Source organism: Flavobacterium rhamnosiphilum, assembly GCF_004349195.1.
In the GTDB taxonomy this organism is placed as follows: Bacteria; Bacteroidota; Bacteroidia; order Flavobacteriales; family Flavobacteriaceae; genus Flavobacterium; species Flavobacterium rhamnosiphilum.
In genome coordinates, this window is sequence record NZ_SMLG01000015.1 from 44,919 (window position 1) to 59,263 (window position 14,345).

Annotated in this window: 12 protein-coding genes and 1 tRNA gene; 8 read left to right on the top strand and 5 right to left on the bottom strand. The window is 34.6% G+C overall.

The genetic code is table 11. The features are described 5' to 3' along the window. Positions 1-227: 227 nt before the first annotated feature. A complete protein-coding gene (locus E0I26_RS15320; protein WP_131917319.1) occupies positions 228-815 on the top strand; it encodes a dual specificity protein phosphatase family protein in 588 nt (195 codons plus the stop codon). Between the two features lie 10 nt (positions 816-825). Here E0I26_RS15320 and E0I26_RS15325 read toward each other — a convergent pair whose 3' ends face one another. The 3 genes from E0I26_RS15325 to E0I26_RS15335 all read right to left on the bottom strand — a co-directional run bounded on the left by E0I26_RS15325 (position 826) and on the right by E0I26_RS15335 (position 7,045). After that, positions 826-1,587: a LuxR C-terminal-related transcriptional regulator gene (locus tag E0I26_RS15325; RefSeq protein WP_131917320.1), complete on the bottom strand. Its 762-nt coding sequence runs from the start codon at positions 1,585-1,587 to the stop codon at positions 826-828. A 192-nt stretch (positions 1,588-1,779) separates the two neighbouring features. Next, complete coding sequence (gene purL / locus E0I26_RS15330; RefSeq protein WP_131917321.1) at positions 1,780-5,433, bottom strand: phosphoribosylformylglycinamidine synthase; 3,654 nt, start codon at positions 5,431-5,433, stop codon at positions 1,780-1,782. Between the two features lie 85 nt (positions 5,434-5,518). Further along, positions 5,519-7,045: a hypothetical protein gene (locus E0I26_RS15335; RefSeq protein ID WP_131917322.1), complete on the bottom strand. Its 1,527-nt coding sequence runs from the start codon at positions 7,043-7,045 to the stop codon at positions 5,519-5,521. Positions 7,046-7,183: 138 nt separating this feature from the next. Here E0I26_RS15335 and E0I26_RS15340 point away from each other — a divergent pair, with 138 nt between their 5' ends. The 7 genes from E0I26_RS15340 to E0I26_RS15370 all read left to right on the top strand — a co-directional run bounded on the left by E0I26_RS15340 (position 7,184) and on the right by E0I26_RS15370 (position 11,945). Then, entirely contained in the window at positions 7,184-7,624 is a 441-nt protein-coding gene (locus E0I26_RS15340) for a PaaI family thioesterase (RefSeq protein ID WP_131917323.1), read from the top strand. Positions 7,625-7,658: 34 nt separating this feature from the next. Next, positions 7,659-8,729, top strand: coding sequence for a chorismate-binding protein (locus tag E0I26_RS15345; protein WP_131917324.1), 1,071 nt, complete (start codon positions 7,659-7,661; stop codon positions 8,727-8,729). A 67-nt stretch (positions 8,730-8,796) separates the two neighbouring features. Continuing rightward, positions 8,797-9,513, top strand: a complete 717-nt coding sequence (gene bshB1 / locus E0I26_RS15350) for a bacillithiol biosynthesis deacetylase BshB1 (protein WP_131917325.1) — start codon at positions 8,797-8,799, stop codon at positions 9,511-9,513. 74 nt (positions 9,514-9,587) lie between these two features. After that, positions 9,588-9,663: transfer RNA gene (locus E0I26_RS15355), tRNA-His, on the top strand. Between the two features lie 118 nt (positions 9,664-9,781). Then, positions 9,782-10,123 (top strand): type II toxin-antitoxin system RelE/ParE family toxin, encoded by a 342-nt coding sequence (locus tag E0I26_RS15360; RefSeq protein ID WP_131917326.1) that lies wholly within the window; start codon positions 9,782-9,784, stop codon positions 10,121-10,123. Further along, positions 10,110-10,412: a helix-turn-helix domain-containing protein gene (locus tag E0I26_RS15365; protein ID WP_131917327.1), complete on the top strand. Its 303-nt coding sequence runs from the start codon at positions 10,110-10,112 to the stop codon at positions 10,410-10,412. The genes E0I26_RS15360 and E0I26_RS15365 overlap by 14 nt, the downstream gene beginning before the upstream one ends. 336 nt (positions 10,413-10,748) lie before the next feature. Next, the gene (locus E0I26_RS15370; RefSeq protein ID WP_131917328.1) at positions 10,749-11,945 is read left to right on the top strand and encodes a PAS domain-containing sensor histidine kinase; all 1,197 of its coding nucleotides are present in this window, start codon (positions 10,749-10,751) and stop codon (positions 11,943-11,945) included. A 197-nt stretch (positions 11,946-12,142) separates the two neighbouring features. On the opposite strand, the gene E0I26_RS15375 is transcribed toward E0I26_RS15370, so the two are convergent. Both E0I26_RS15375 and E0I26_RS15380 read right to left on the bottom strand, forming a co-directional pair. Further along, a complete protein-coding gene (locus E0I26_RS15375) occupies positions 12,143-13,156 on the bottom strand; it encodes a M28 family metallopeptidase (protein ID WP_131917329.1) in 1,014 nt (337 codons plus the stop codon). Between the two features lie 4 nt (positions 13,157-13,160). Then, positions 13,161-14,177, bottom strand: coding sequence for a DUF3667 domain-containing protein (locus tag E0I26_RS15380; RefSeq protein WP_131917330.1), 1,017 nt, complete (start codon positions 14,175-14,177; stop codon positions 13,161-13,163). Positions 14,178-14,345 lie beyond the last annotated feature (168 nt).

Below are 14,345 nucleotides of genomic sequence, written 5' to 3' on the forward strand. Positions count from 1 at the left end.
GCAAATTAGAAAAAAATAGCGAAATTTTTAATTTTTTTGTAAAATTTTAAAATATAATTTTATTTTATTGGTTTGATTTCAATAATATTTAAAAAAAGAGTATTGAAATCAATAATTGCTGGCTACGCAATAATTGCAAAAGATTCATTTACAATCATATAATATAACCTTCATAATTATGTAATGTGTTGCGCCTTTCTTTTTTGTGACTTTGCTAAAATTATTCTATGAAAAAGGCATACAAACGAATTGGAGGATTTTTAGTGTTATTTTCTTTGTGCTATATCGCAGCTTGTCTTTATGATATTCATTTAAATTATAATTTTAAAGAAATCGCAACAAAGAAAGTATATAAATCAGGGGTAATTCCACCGGATCAAATTAAAGATTATGTTCTGAAATATAAAATTAAATCTATTATTGATTTAAGAATACCGGGTACAAACGATTTGAAGTTGAATCCTGAAGTGCCGGGAGAATTGCAAGCGGAGAAAAATGCGGTTGCAAAAATTAAAGGGCTGAATTATTTTAGCAATCCGTCTGACCAAATTCCGAGTCAAAAAAACATAAATTATTTTCTTGAAATTATGGACAATCCTGCTAATTACCCCGTTTTAATCCATTGTCATCATGGTACTGGCAGGGCCATTTTGTATTCGGCAATTTACAGAATAGAATTCGAAAACAGCAGTAATGAGCAAGCTCGTTTAAACACGCGTGATCTTGTTTTATTCAGTTCTTTTGACAACGGAACTCCAAAAGGGGAATATTTAAAAGCGTATGTTTCCAGAAATAGAGTCGTTGCGCAAAAGTGATTTGTTCAATTTATAATAAACCTTGCAAGGTACTTTTTCGAATTAATTGAGCCGTATTTCTAGAGTTGGATTTCTTTAAAATATTTTTACGATGCTGTTTCACAGTATTTACGCTGATAAAAAGTTCATTCGCAATTTTATTGTTGTCAAAACCTTCTGCAATTAGCCTAATAATATCAATTTCTCTTTTTGAAAATTCTGAAAAACATTGGATGTCTTCAAAAACATCAATATTCATATAAGATGCCTCGTCTTTTAATCCTATTATGGAATATTGATAGGTATTGTTTTTGGTCAAATGATCGATTCTGGTATGAATATTCAATGATTTTCCAAAACCGCCGTTTGGATCTAATGTCAGTATTATGGCTTGATGATTGAGCATGCAATACTCCCCATTTTTCATTCGACTTCTAAAACTGTAATTCATTTTGTAGTTAGTCAATTTTTCCGGACCTATTTTGGTATAAAAAAAATTAAGTATTGAAGCTTCGGCTTTTGATATAAAGTCAATATCGTCAGGATGAATTGTTGCAAGAATATCATTAAAACATACGGTTTCCGGATCGAATCCATGAATGTCAGCTATCGCTGGACTAATGTTTGATAAGGACATATCATAAAAATCAATAATGTAAAAATAAAATGGACCTGTGCTTATTATTGAACTGGCAATTTCATCAAACTTTATTTGTGGTAATAAAGTGTTCTCGTTGGCTCTTTTTTGAGTGTCAATCCAAACCGAGTGAAGTTTTTGTAGTTCTTGGGTCATTTCTCATTATTTTTAATATGAAACTTTGTTAAAAATACAATTGTTTTTATAATTCGATGAATAATAAATGAGATTTTGTTTAAATAAATGAAATTATACTAAAATTCTTAAATTTTAGTAGTGTAAATTTTTATGACAAAAAAAGCGTTCACCTTGGCGAACGCTTTTATGTAAGTATTGATGTAGTTAAAATTAGATTTTATCAATCCATTTTCTGGCATTCACAAAAGCTTCATGCCAAGGTGTAACTTCGTCATTACGGTCTTTTGGATAATGAGCCCAGTTCCACTGGAAAGTAGAACGCTCAATGTGTGGCATCATTACCAAGTGACGACCTGTTGTGTCGCACATCATAGCAGTATTATAATCAGAACCGTTAGGATTGGCAGGGTAACTCTCATAACCGTATTTACCTACGATGTTATAGTGCTCTTCGTCCATTGGTTTGCTGAATTTTCCTTCACCATGCGAAACCCAAACTCCAAGTGTAGCACCAGCAAGTGTTGATAGCATCACCGAATTGTTTTCCTGTATTGTTACAGAAGTAAAGATGCTCTCGTGCTTTTGGCTTTCGTTGTGGAGCATTTTTGGTTTATGCTTGTGTTCTGGGTTGATTAATCCTAATTCGATGAACAATTGGCAACCGTTACAGATTCCAACAGAAAGTGTATCTTCTCTTTTAAAGAAATTGGTCAAAGCTGTTTTAGCTTTTTCATTGTACAAAAAGGCTCCAGCCCAACCTTTGGCCGAACCTAAAACATCCGAGTTAGAGAATCCACCAACAGCTCCGATAAACTGAATGTCTTCTAGATTTTCACGTCCCGAAATCAAATCGGTCATGTGTACGTCTTTAACGTCAAATCCAGCCAAGTACATAGCATTCGCCATTTCACGCTCGGAGTTACTTCCTTTTTCGCGAATGATTGCTGCTTTTGGTCTTGGTTTTGAAGAGTCTATAACTGGTGCTTTCCCCGTAAAATGAGTTGGGAAAGTATAGTTTAAAGCTTGATTTTTATAATTGTCAAAACGGGCTTGAGCTGTTCCGTTTTTAGATTGTTTTTGGTCTAATAAGAAAGACGTTTTAAACCAAATGTCTCTGTATTTGGCAATGTCTAATTTGCAAGGACCAAAGTCTAAAGTAGCTTCGGTTGTTGCAGTTCCTAATTTATAGAAAGCAACATTGTTTGCTTTTAATTTAGCTTCAACAGCTTCATCTGAATTAGCTTGGAAAACTATAGCTATGTTTTCGGCAAAAAGATATTTGATGATGTCTTTTTCTTCGAAAACAGAGAAGTCAATTTTTGCTCCCAAATTCACATCAGCAAAACACATTTCCAGTAAAGTAGTGATTAAACCACCGCTTCCGATGTCGTGTCCAGCCAAGATTTGATTGTCTAAAATCAGTTCTTGAAGGGTGTTGAATGCATTTTTGAAGAAAGCTGCGTCTTTAATTGTTGGTGCATCGTTTCCGATAGCATTCAATGTTTGTGCGAAAGAAGAACCTCCTAATTTGAAGTCGTCTTGAGACAAATTGATATAATAAATAGAACCTCCGTCTTTTTGTAAAACTGGCTCCACTACTTTTCTAATATCGATACAGTTTCCACCTGCAGAAATAATAACCGTTCCCGGTGCGATTACTTCGTCGTTTGGATATTTTTGTTTCATCGAAAGTGAATCTTTTCCTGTTGGAATGTTGATCCCCAATTCGATTGCAAATTCAGAACAACCTTCTACAGCAGCATACAAACGAGCATCTTCACCTTCGTTTTTACAAGCCCACATCCAGTTGGCCGAAAGTGAAATACCTTTCAATCCGTCTTTTATTGGAGCCCAAACGATATTCGATAAAGATTCGGCAATTGCAGTTCTACTTCCTGCAACAGGATCAATAAGTGCAGCAATAGGAGAGTGTCCAATTGAAGTAGCGACACCTTCTATTCCTTGATAATCCAAAGCCATTACACCACAATTGTTCAAAGGCAATTGCAATGGTCCAGCACATTGTTGTTTGGCAACTTTTCCTCCAACGCAACGATCCACTTTATTAGTCAACCAGTCTTTACAGGCTACGGCTTCCAATTGTAGAACTTGTTCTAAATAAGTCGAAATATTTTTTACGCTATATTCTAATGCAGGATAATTGTAATTAATGGTTTTATCAGTCATTACCGTTTTTGGAGAACTTCCGAAGAAATCTTCCAAAGCATAATCCATTGGTTTTAAACCAGTAGTTTTAGATTCGAAAGTAAAACGATTATCACTGGTTACATCACCTACTTGATACATCGGAGAACGTTCTCTGTCTGCAATTCTTTGTAAAATATCGATATCTTTTTTACCAATAACCAATCCCATTCTTTCTTGAGATTCGTTACCGATAATCTCTTTTGCCGAAAGGGTTGGATCTCCAATAGGCAATTTGTCTAAATCAATTAATCCTCCTGTTTCTTCAACTAGTTCAGAAAGACAGTTTAAGTGTCCACCTGCTCCGTGATCATGAATAGAAACAATTGGGTTATTGTCGCTTTCTACCAAACCACGAATGGCGTTGGCAGCACGTTTTTGCATTTCTGGGTTCGAACGTTGGATCGCATTCAATTCAATTCCTGAACCAAAAGCTCCTGTGTCAGCTGATGAAACCGCAGCTCCACCCATTCCGATTCTATAATTTTCTCCTCCAAGGATAACAATTTTGTCTCCTTCTTGTGGTTTCTTTTTGATAGCTTGGTCTAATTTTCCGTAACCAATTCCACCCGCTTGCATGATTACTTTATCGTAACCAATTTTACGGTTATTTTCTTCATGTTCGAAAGTAAGAACGGAACCTGTAATAAGTGGTTGCCCAAATTTATTTCCAAAATCAGATGCTCCATTCGAAGCTTTGATTAAAATATCCATTGGAGTTTGATACAACCATTTTCTAGCTTCAACAGCATCTTCCCATGGTCTGTTTTCTTCCAATCGAGAATAAGAAGTCATATAAACCGCAGTTCCTGCCATTGGCAATGAACCTTGTCCTCCTGCCAAACGGTCACGAATTTCTCCTCCAGATCCTGTTGCAGCTCCGTTAAAAGGCTCTACAGTTGTTGGGAAATTGTGCGTTTCTGCTTTTAAAGAGATAACCGAATCAAATTCTTTTACTTCGTAAAAATCAGGTTTGTCAGCTGTTTTGGGAGCAAATTGCTGTACTCTTGGTCCTTTTACAAAAGCCACGTTGTCTTTGTAGGCCGAAACAATGTCGTTAGGGTTTTCCTGAGATGTTTTTTTGATTAATTTAAAAAGAGAAGTTTCTTTTTCTACGCCATCAATAACAAATGTTCCGTTGAAAATCTTGTGGCGACAGTGTTCTGAATTGGCTTGTGAGAAAGCAAAAATCTCTGAATCCGTTAATTTTCTACCTAATTTAGTGGCTAAATTATCTAAGTACTCTACTTCTTCAGGACTTAAAGCTAGACCTTCACTTTTGTTGTAAGCAGCGATATCTTCAATATCCAATATAGCTTCCGGAAGTACATTGATAGTAAAAATATCTTGATTCAACTCGGTATATTTTTGCGAAAGCATAGGGTCGAAATCATTGAAATCAGCCGTAGCTTTATGGAATTCTTCTATACGAATGATTCCAGAAATTCCCATGTTTTGGGTAATTTCCACCGCATTGGTACTCCAAGGAGTAATCATAGTGGCGCGAGGACCAACAAAAAAATCCGTCAGTACGGATTTTTCTATTTTATTTGAGTCGGCAAAAAGCCAGTTTAATTTTGAAATGTCTTGAGCCGAAATTTCGTTTTGCGTTTGTACGGCAAAAACAGTTTTGCTTTGGTTTTCAAAGAAATGGATCATTGTTGTGTAGTTTGTTGTATTTAACGGTGCAAATTTAGTTTAAATAAATAGTAAGAACAAGGGACAAAAGAAAAGACTTTTTAAATTATTTCGGAAATGATTTGTTTTGATAGGCACCTAAATCGGGTGGCAAAGTTCTGGTATTCCCTAAAATATCAAAAGGAATCAGATATGCCGAATTCCCTTTTGCGAAAGCGGCAGAAGTTTCGTCAATATTGAATTTGTTCTGTGATATATTAAAAAAATTCGGGTTTTTGTTTAGAATTATGGCATTGTAATGTGTTGGATCTGTATTGAACTGATAATCGGGATTCGTCGTGAATTGATTGGAAACGTTATCAAATTTAAGCAGGCAATTGTTGAATTGATATTCGAAAGCAGCTCCAGTTTTTTTATTCAATATCATTTCAGTAGAATACGAACCATAGATAATGCAGTTGTTGAATGTTGCTGCGGTTAAATCTTTTACTTCAGGAATTGCGCCTGTTATATAATTGCTCACAAAAACCGCCACTTGTTGCGAGCTGTTCCAGTTATTATTGAAGGTGGAATGTGTAAATGAATAATTTCCGCCATACGAACAGGCTAAACTAGCTTGTCCGGCATTGTTGATGACTAAATTTTCCCCGTTAATTTTTGCGGTCTGCGCCAAAATTCCGTAGTTACTGCTATTGTATATTTGGGTGTTTTTGATAGAAACGGTTGTGCCATCATTATTTTGAATTAACAAACCAATGGTTGCATTTTTAATTGTCAGATGATTAAAAGTGTTATTCGTACTGCCATCAGTAAGCCAAATTGCTCCCCATTGTCCCGGCACATCAGAAAAATCAGGTTCTAATCGGTCACCTTCAAAAATGACTTCGTTTTCTAGTTTATCGGTTGTTGACAGTGTTCCATTAATATTAATAGAGGCATTATTGGCTACAATAAGTCCAGAATTAGCATGAAAATGAACTTTGGTTCCAGCCTCAAAAGTGACCGTTTTATTCGAAGGAACAGCTGCGTAGCCATAAATCACATACGGTTTGTCATTCGTAAACTGTAATTCATTGCCATTTATGGGATCATTTTCATCAAGATAAAATCCATCAATTTTTTCGTCTCCAATAGGAAGTGTTTCAGTAGTGCCATCAGCAAAACGTTTTGGATAAAGGAAAACGGCATCTTGTATAAGGGTTACTAATTCCACATTTTGTAAATTTTCGCCACTGTCAAACTGAATTTGATCGGTGTATAAAAAATCAGTTGGGTTAGCATCTGCAATATTTGCGGTGGTTTCTATGAAGATATACAAACTGTCTTTTGCTAAAAGATCCACATTGTTGAAAATTTTCCCGTCTGTCCCTTGCATTCCATCAACGGTCATTCGGTATTTTGAGTTTAATCCTTTTCCTAGTTTAATGCTTGGAATGGTAATGTCATTTTTGCTTTTATTGTACACTTTGAGTCGGTATGTACTGGAACCTATGCTGGTAAAAACGGTATCTAAATAAATGGTGTCTTTCGAAAATTTCAAATCGCCGGTGCTTGCTACAGTCTCAAAATCGGAACGACAGGAAAAAATAGAAAGCACTATTCCAATAAAAAACAGTAATGTGATGGGACGCATTTAGTTGTATTTTTTTGTAAAAATAGGAAAAATCTAATAGTATTGGGAACGATTTTAAGTTTGAATTTAGAATAACAATTGCATTTACTATTTTGTGACTTATCTTTTAATTATTTTTACATTTTAAAAAGCAATTCTATGACATTAGATAAAGATAAAATGCTTGAATACTGTAATCAGTTTTCAAAAAACACGTTGATGGAGACCTTAAATATTGAATACATAGATGCTGGCGAAGGTTTTCTGGTGGCCAGAATGCCTGTTGATTCATCCGTTCATCAACCCATGGGATTGTTGCATGGCGGTGCTTCGGTGGCTTTGGCAGAAAGTGTGGGAAGTGCCGCGTCTCATTTTTTTATTAACGACAAAGAGCAGGAGGTACGCGGAATTGAGATTTCGGCGAATCATTTAAAAAGTATTCGTGAAGGATTTGTTTTTGGAACAGCACGAATCATTCACAAAGGAAGAAGTCTGCATCTTTGGGAAATTAAAATTACGGATGAAGAAGGAAATTTGGTGTCGCTTTGCAAATTGACGAATATGGTTTTGACCAAAGAAAAAAATAAGAATTGTCAGTAGTTTTTTATTGAAATCCATTTTAAAAATTTAGCGTATGATTGATTTTTTTATAAAAGTAAAACAACAAAAAGCTCAAAATTTACCTTTTGTATTATACAGAAAACCAAATGATATCAAATTAGTGGGTTTTTTTCAAAATAATGACCATTTGTATTTTGCTGAAAATTTTGAAGAAACAGGTTTTGTTTTTGCTCCTTTTGAAGGTAGCCAAATGATACTTATTCCTAAAAATCTGTCCGTAAAATGGGAAGCCTTGATTACTTCTTTTAAAGAAAATGAGGATTCTGATTTCACAGATTCAGAAGATATACAGGCTAAAGAACATTTTGAAATACTTGTTCAAAAAGGGATTGATGCTATTGCAAAAGGGCCTTTAAAAAAAGTGGTTCTATCCAGGAAAGAAATCGTTGATTTGTCAAATTTTGATTTAGTTTCAATTTTTGAAAAGTTAATTCAAAGTTATCCAACTGCTTTTTGCTATTGTTGGTTTCATCCAAAAATAGGATTATGGATGGGCGCTACACCAGAACGATTGCTGAAGGCCAATAACAATACCTTTTATACGATGGCATTAGCTGGAACGCAAAAACTTCAAGGTACGACAGAAGTAGTTTGGGAGAAAAAAGAAATGGAAGAGCAACAGTTTGTTACCGATTTTATTTTGAATAATCTAAAGAACCTGACTTCAGAAGTGGCAGTTTCGAGCCCTTATACGTTACAGGCGGGAACTTTAGCGCATATTAAAACAGATATTGAAGGGGTAATAAATGAGAATTCAAGTTTGAAACAAGTAGTTTCTGTTTTGCATCCAACACCCGCCGTATGCGGATTGCCAAAAGAGGCCGCTAAAAATTTTATTATTAAAAATGAAGGCTACGACAGAGAATATTATACCGGTTTTTTAGGGGAATTAAACAAGGAAGGGTTTAATAAAGAAGAATTAAAATCCGATTTGTATGTCAATTTGCGATGTATGCAAATCAAAGATAATCAGGCGCATTTGTATGTGGGTTGTGGTATTACAAAAGACAGTATTCCTGAAAAAGAGTGGAAAGAAAGTGTCAATAAATCGATGACAATGAAAAAGGTTTTAGATTTAGGATAAAAATTCCAGATTTTAGGTCTATGCAAGAACGTTATACATTAAACGAGAAAATATTAAATAAATTTAGATGAAATTAGACATACTTGCTTTTGGTGCGCATCCTGATGATGTGGAATTGGGTTGTGCAGGAACCATTTTAAAAGAAATCTCGTTAGGTAAAACGGTTGGGATTATTGATTTGACCCGTGGTGAATTAGGAACCCGAGGTTCAGCTGAAATCAGAAATCAAGAAGCGAATGCTGCTGCAAAGATTCTGGGTGTTTCAGCACGTGAAAATTTAGAAATGCGTGATGGGTTTTTTGTCAATGATGAAAAGCATCAATTAGAAATTATAAAAATGATTCGTAAGTACCAACCGGAAATTGTTTTGTGTAATGCAATTGATGACCGTCATATTGATCATGAAAAGGGAAGTAAACTGGTTTCGGATGCTTGTTTTTTATCTGGCTTGATGAAAATTGAAACCACATCAGAAGGGGAGAAGCAAACTGCTTGGAGACCAAAATTAGTCTATCATTATATACAGTGGAAAAATATAGAGCCTGATTTTGTGGTTGACATTACAGGTTTTACCGATAAAAAAATCGAGTCAATTTTGGCTTACGGTTCTCAGTTTTATGATGCAAATTCCAACGAACCGGAGTCACCAATAACCAGTAAAAACTTCTTAGAAAGCTTGAATTACCGTTCCAGAGATTTAGGAAGGCTCATTGGAGTAGATCATGCGGAAGGTTTTACTGTAGAAAGATATTTGGCAGTCAATAGCTTAGCAGATTTGATGTAAATTTCATGTAATTTTTTAAAAAAAATATTTGCAGAAGTAAACTTATGTCGTATATTTGCCACCGCTAAGCAAATGGTGGTTGTAGCTCAGTTGGTTAGAGCATCGGTTTGTGGTACCGAGGGTCGCGGGTTCGAGCCCCGTCTCCCACCCAGAAAGCAAAAGCTTCGAAGAAATTCGAGGCTTTTTTTGTGGGGTAAAGTTTTTTGCTTAAAGTTTTGATAATGTTATCTAATTAGATAACTTTGTAGAAATCTAATAATTAATTCTATTGAAGGAGTTTAAGCGAGAAGTAGGTATTTATAAAGAGTATTTTACAGATTTCTATAGAAAACAGTCTGTCGATGTCAGAAAGAAAATGGATTGGACAATTCTTCTTATTCAAACTATGAAAATTGTTCCTGATAAATTTCTTAAACATTTAACAAATACAGATGGACTTTGGGAAATTAGAGTTGCAGCCGGAAACGGAAATTTTAGAATTTTTTGCTTTTTTGACGAAGGAAATCTTGTAATTCTATTAAGCGGATTTCAGAAAAAAACGCAAAAGACTCCCAAAAGCGAAATCATTAGAGCCGAAAAACTTAAGAAAGAATATTATGAAAACAAATAAAAACATAAAACCATTTACTGCTCACCTTGAAGAGTATTATGGCGAAGCAGGTACTGAGACCAGAGAGAAATTTGAAGAAGAGTTTGACACCTTCAAATTAGGTGTTTTAATACAAGAAGCCCGAAAAAAACAGCATTTAACTCAAGAAGAACTTGCAGAAAGAGTGGGGACTACCAAAAGCTATATTTCAAGAATTGAAAATAATGCAAGTGACATTAGACTATCTACTTTAATGCGAATTATTAAAGATGGTTTGGGTGGAAATTTAAAATTATCCCTTGATTTATAAAAAATAGTGTAAATCACATTTTATCTTACAAGACAAAAATTGAGTATTTTGCAAAAGCTTCGAAAAAATTCGAGGCTTTTTTTGTGGGATAAAGTTTCGTGAGATTGTAGGGGTTACTTTATTGGCTTGAATATTGTAAAAGGGAATAGTATCAGAGTGCAATTAAAGAAGTTATTTAGGATTTCATGATTAAACAAATTAAGGCAATTCCTGTTAGGGGTTATATTATTTGTTTTACATACATCGTATTTTCTTTTGTGTATCTTTGAACGCATTGCAAAGTTAAATCAACCGAAAATAAGCTTTCAATTTTTTAAATATTATTTACATAATTTAATGGAAAACGAGAAAATCAATTCTAAAATTCTTAGAAGTAATTACATTCCAACAGCCGAGTTTTATAGCCAAATAATTGATAGTTTACAAGATTACTCGATTTTTACTCTTGACAATGAATTTATAATCAACAGCTGGAGTTCAGGGGCAACAAAAATTTTTGGTTATGAACCAGATGAAATTATTGGAAAACATTTTGATATAATTTTTACAGATGAAGATATACAAAATGGTATTTCGAAAAATGAAATTGAAACTGCATTAAAGGAGGGAAGAGCAACAGATAATAGATGGCACATTTGCAAAGACAAGAGTGAATTTTATGCCTATGGTCTGGTTTTTCCACTCACTGGAATAGATGGAGAGATGTTAGGATACGTTAAAATCCTACGCGACTTAACAGAAAGAAAGAAATCAGAAGACGCGATAAAAAATTATGTAAAAGAACTGGAAGATCTGAACACTCATAAGGAAAGCGTTCTTGCTATACTTTCGCATGATTTGAGAAGCCCATTGTCTAGTATTATTGCTACTACGGGTTATTTGAAATCAAATTTTGAAAAAATGGATCCAAGCACAGTTAAAGAAATGCTTGAGCTCCTTTACAAAGCATCAATTGATGAATTGAATATGTTAGACTACCTAGTGGAATGGGCAAGAATAAAATACGCAGCAGAAGTATTTTCTCCAAGAAAAATTGAACTGGTCCAGTATGTCCAAAAAGTTTTCGACACTTTAAATGATACCGCTTCTTTAAATACAATAAATCTTCATCATGAAATTGATGTGAATACTAAAGTCTTTGCTGATGGAAAAATGCTACTTTCCGTTATTCAGAATATAGTTTCGAATGCTATTAAACATTCACTGCCTGGAGGGGAAATTATGGTTTCAGCAAAAACTAAAGAAGATAAAATAATAGTTCAGATAAAAGATTCCGGTGTTGGTATGTCAAAAGAAATTCAAGACAAACTTTTTACGCCACAAATGGATATTCTTTCAAAAGCTAGAATAGAAAATAAGGGTGCCGGGATTGGATTATTGTTAGTAAAAGGGTTTTTAGAAAAAAATGGTGGTGAAATATGGGTAGAAAGTATAGAAGGCGAAGGTTCTTCTTTTTATTTTACATTGCCAATGGAGAAACCATTATACAAAATAGATAGTGCAGATAAAATGGAGTTTGACGAAAGGGTTTAAATAAATTAATGATAAAAAAAGAGCTTTGAAGTGATTCAAAGCTCTTTTTTTATGGGGTTTGCACAAGGGATAGCAGTGGAAATCCTTTTATTACCCTGTTTGGGTTTTAAACCCTGACAGGGTAATAAAAGATTGCAACGGATAGCCTGACCACGCTGTAACGCTAGTGAAAGCGTGGATGTGTCCAAATACTAAAACTATTTTTTATCTACAATAGGTCTTTCGGTACGGTTTGCCAGTTCCCAAGCAGTTACAAATGCAAATTGGGCTCTTTTGGTTAACGCATCGTATTCAATTTTGTCCGGACTGTCCGTTGGTTTGTGATAATCAGCATGTACACCATTGAAAAGGAATACAGAAGGAATTCCATTTTTGGCAAAATTGTAATGATCAGAACGCTCATAGAAATGGTTTGGATCTTTAGGATCATTGTATTTATAATCTAAATCCAAATTAGTGTATTTAGCGTTTGCAAGGGTGCAAATGTTATCTAAATCCGTTGACAATCGGTTTGCACCGATAACATACACGTAATTATTGCTGCCAGCATGTGCTTCATCACGGCGGCCTATCATGTCAATATTGATATTAGTTATCGTATTGGCTAAAGGAAACAAAGGGTTTTCTGAGTAATATCTTGAGCCATGCAAGCCATGCTCTTCGCCGGTAACGTGAAGAAATAGCACGGAGCGTTTTGGACCGTGTCCTTCTTTTTTAGCGATTTGAAACGCTTGCGCAATTTCAAGTAAAGCTACGGTTCCTGAACCATCATCATCAGCACCGTTATAAATTTCTCCCTCTTTTGCACCTACGTGATCGTAATGGGCAGAAATCACAAGCACTTCATTTGGTTTTTCAGATCCTTCAATGTAAGCCCAAATGTTTTCGGAATCCGGTAAGTTTTCATTGCGTTTGGCATTTAGAAAAGCAGCAGGAATTTTTTGGTAATAGTCTGAAGCACCAGTAGGAAAGGGAACGGTGTTTTTCTTGTATTGGTCAATGAGGTAAACACCTGCTTTTTTCTGACCTGCAGAGCCTGTCTCGCGGCCTTCCATTTCGTCTGAAGCTACAATGTAAAGGTGTGTTTTTAGTTCGTCAGACGTAATTGTATTCATGTATTTTGTAGGGTCGGTATTGGTTATACTCATTTTTTGAGTAGTGCAGCTTATATTTAAAACTACCAGTAGACCTAAAAAAGGGATTTTTTTCATGTTTTTAATGTAAATTGATAAATGTATAAATGGCAAAAAGTAATAATATAATAGAGACTAGTATAAAGTTGATGAAAAATAGCAGGCTGCATTTTATAAAGGAGATAAAGCGAGTTTCCCCATAAAAGCGACGGTGCGCCGGATAGAAATAATAAAACATCCATCCAATACCAATAAAATTAATTAGTATCTGTATGAAAGAAACGAGACTCGATTCTGAAAATGGTGTCAATCCTTTGTTAATTAGAAACAATAACAAAAATAGTAATAACAAAAAGGAAAAGTAATGTAAGGTGAAAATACCATGATCAAAGTAATACCAACGTTTTTTGCCGTGAAAAAGCCAGAGGGAAAAAGCAAAAATAGGCATGAATACAAAAAGGACTTTTGGTAAATTATGGGTAAAGGAGCTTATGAATTTTTCAAGTAATTCTCCTTTTGAGTTATTGTCTTTTACAATTTGGAATTTTCTGTTGGCCCAATAACTGAAATCAGTCAGCTTTTTTGATTCTGGAGCATTTTTTTGGATAGAGTCCAATTGTTCCACGGAGTCGTATCCAAAATCTTGAAATTCCTCTTCTTCCTCATTTGAAGCAGTTTGGCTCTTTTTAACCGAATCATTTTTGGATATGGTATTCTGAAACGATTTGTTTTTGGTGGTAATGGTAGATTCCTTTTCAATAGTTTTTTCGGGAGAATTGATCTCACTGGGGAAAATGGCAATCAATAGAAACGTGATAAAACTTATAAAAATATACAATCTAACTGGAGCCAAATAAGACAATCGTTTTCCTGATAAATACTCCTTTGTTAAGGATGCCGGTTTGAACAATAGGTTTTTGATTGTTTTCCAAAAGGCATTTTCATAATGGGTAAGGTCCTCAATGAAGTGGAAGAACAAGTGATGAAACGTTTTTCGGGTATCGGTATTCTCCTGTCCACAATTAGGACAGAATCTATTTTCGACCACATACCTACAATTGAGACAGGTTTTGTCGTTCCTGATTTTACTTTTTGACATAAAAAAAATAGTATAAATTCTTGACTTTTTGTTAAATTTTAATGCATAAAACTAACAAAAAAACCGAACTTATACCGTTTTTGAAAAAATATATTTACTAAATTATTTCAAAACTTGTTTTAAGAAAGAATTCAAGTACTCCCAAGAACGTTTGGCTGCTTTTTCATT

Bases quoted from the DNA above. Each gene is read 5' to 3' on its own strand.
- E0I26_RS15320 (WP_131917319.1), top strand. From the start codon at position 228: ATGAAAAAGGCATACAAACGAATTGGAGGATTTTTAGTGTTATTTTCT.
- E0I26_RS15325 (WP_131917320.1), bottom strand. From the start codon at position 1,587: ATGACCCAAGAACTACAAAAACTTCACTCGGTTTGGATTGACACTCAA.
- purL (WP_131917321.1), bottom strand. From the start codon at position 5,433: ATGATCCATTTCTTTGAAAACCAAAGCAAAACTGTTTTTGCCGTACAA.
- E0I26_RS15335 (WP_131917322.1), bottom strand. From the start codon at position 7,045: ATGCGTCCCATCACATTACTGTTTTTTATTGGAATAGTGCTTTCTATT.
- E0I26_RS15340 (WP_131917323.1), top strand. From the start codon at position 7,184: ATGACATTAGATAAAGATAAAATGCTTGAATACTGTAATCAGTTTTCA.
- E0I26_RS15345 (WP_131917324.1), top strand. From the start codon at position 7,659: ATGATTGATTTTTTTATAAAAGTAAAACAACAAAAAGCTCAAAATTTA.
- bshB1 (WP_131917325.1), top strand. From the start codon at position 8,797: ATGAAATTAGACATACTTGCTTTTGGTGCGCATCCTGATGATGTGGAA.
- E0I26_RS15365 (WP_131917327.1), top strand. From the start codon at position 10,110: ATGAAAACAAATAAAAACATAAAACCATTTACTGCTCACCTTGAAGAG.
- E0I26_RS15370 (WP_131917328.1), top strand. From the start codon at position 10,749: ATGGAAAACGAGAAAATCAATTCTAAAATTCTTAGAAGTAATTACATT.
- E0I26_RS15375 (WP_131917329.1), bottom strand. From the start codon at position 13,156: ATGAAAAAAATCCCTTTTTTAGGTCTACTGGTAGTTTTAAATATAAGC.
- E0I26_RS15380 (WP_131917330.1), bottom strand. From the start codon at position 14,177: ATGTCAAAAAGTAAAATCAGGAACGACAAAACCTGTCTCAATTGTAGG.